Source organism: Methylobacterium sp. WL64 (assembly GCF_008039945.1).
Taxonomy (GTDB): Bacteria; Pseudomonadota; Alphaproteobacteria; order Rhizobiales; family Beijerinckiaceae; genus Methylobacterium.
This window is the reverse complement of sequence record NZ_VRVA01000289.1, coordinates 1-1,031: the sequence shown is the minus strand read 5'-3', so window position 1 is coordinate 1,031 and position 1,031 is coordinate 1. Positions and strand designations below refer to the sequence as shown.

The 1,031-nt window shown below is 67.7% G+C and carries 2 protein-coding genes; one reads left to right on the top strand and one right to left on the bottom strand.

What is annotated here, in order from left to right; translation table 11 throughout:
* The first annotated feature begins 76 nt into the window (after positions 1–76).
* Positions 77–373, top strand: coding sequence for a hypothetical protein (locus tag FV242_RS33935; RefSeq protein WP_147942034.1), 297 nt, complete (start codon positions 77–79; stop codon positions 371–373).
* Here FV242_RS33935 and FV242_RS33930 read toward each other — a convergent pair.
* The gene (locus FV242_RS33930) at positions 370–630 is read right to left on the bottom strand and encodes a hypothetical protein (RefSeq protein ID WP_147942033.1); all 261 of its coding nucleotides are present in this window, start codon (positions 628–630) and stop codon (positions 370–372) included. The genes FV242_RS33935 and FV242_RS33930 overlap by 4 nt on opposite strands.
* Positions 631–1,031 lie beyond the last annotated feature (401 nt).

Below are 1,031 nucleotides of genomic sequence, written 5' to 3'. Positions count from 1 at the left end.
CACCCTATCGAGCGGCGGCAGGCGTTGAGGGTGGCGCACGACCGGCTGGGGCAGTTTTTCGGGGGCGTGGCGTCCGATGGAAAAAACTGACCGGCCCTACGGCATCCATCTGGCCCTGAAAGCCCGTCTCAACGAGCTGGAGGGGTGCTGGCTCGATATGACCTGCGCATGCGGGCGCGGCATCAAGCAGCCCATCAAGATGCTGGTCCGCAGCCTCGGGCCGGGGCATCACCTGGCCGAGATCGTCCCCCGCCTGACATGCAAGCATTGCGGCGCGAAGCCCGCCACCGTGCATCTATGCGAGACGGCGATCCGGGTGTTCAATAAGGGCGAGCCGCCCGGATGGTCCGTGCAGCTTCATCCCCTCGCCTAGTGCAGGCGGAACCCGTCGCATTGGCCGAGCAGCCGATCGACGTAGGCGACCGTGGCCCTGCCGCCGGCATCGTTCCGGCGCGGCAGCACCGTCCGGATGGCTCGCACCTGGTCAGCCTGTTTTTCGAAGGCCGCTTCCATCCCGGTCAGCATGTTTTGCAGGAAGGCGCGTTGCGTCTCTGACGTCACCGACCCGTCCAGCCTGGCCCGCAGATCGGCGGCCGTGTGCAGCATCTTTTCCAGAGTGGTTTCGTCCATAGCCTTGTCCCCCCTCCCTGGATTTAGGGTGCATCAGCACCCCTGCCACGTGGCGAACGCGGGGGGCAGAGCGTCACGGGGCGGCCGGAGGCCGGGACCGGAGCCACGCGCAGCGATAGCGAGCATGGCGAGGACCAGCCCCCTTGAGGCGTCGTTGGGGGCAGCGCCCCCAGCTCTTGCCGCCTGAATGGACAGACGCCTTCCTGCTTCCCTTTGGGGTCGGCAGCGTCGCTGGGATCATCGGCGGGCAGCGCCCGCCCCGGTGACGCGAACGCGGTGACTGTCCTGTCAGGCTTCAGATCCGTTTCTTACAATGACCGCAGGCGCGGGCGTCGCCCCGAGGGGGCCGCGCTCTACTCGGCTGCGCCTCCCCGAACCCGTGCCGGTTTCGGCCATTCGGT

What these genes read in the sequence shown, in the direction of transcription:
- FV242_RS33935 (WP_147942034.1), top strand. Translation starts at nt 77, where the DNA reads ATGGAAAAAACTGACCGGCCCTACGGCATCCATCTGGCCCTGAAAGCC.
- FV242_RS33930 (WP_147942033.1), bottom strand. Translation starts at nt 630, where the DNA reads ATGGACGAAACCACTCTGGAAAAGATGCTGCACACGGCCGCCGATCTG.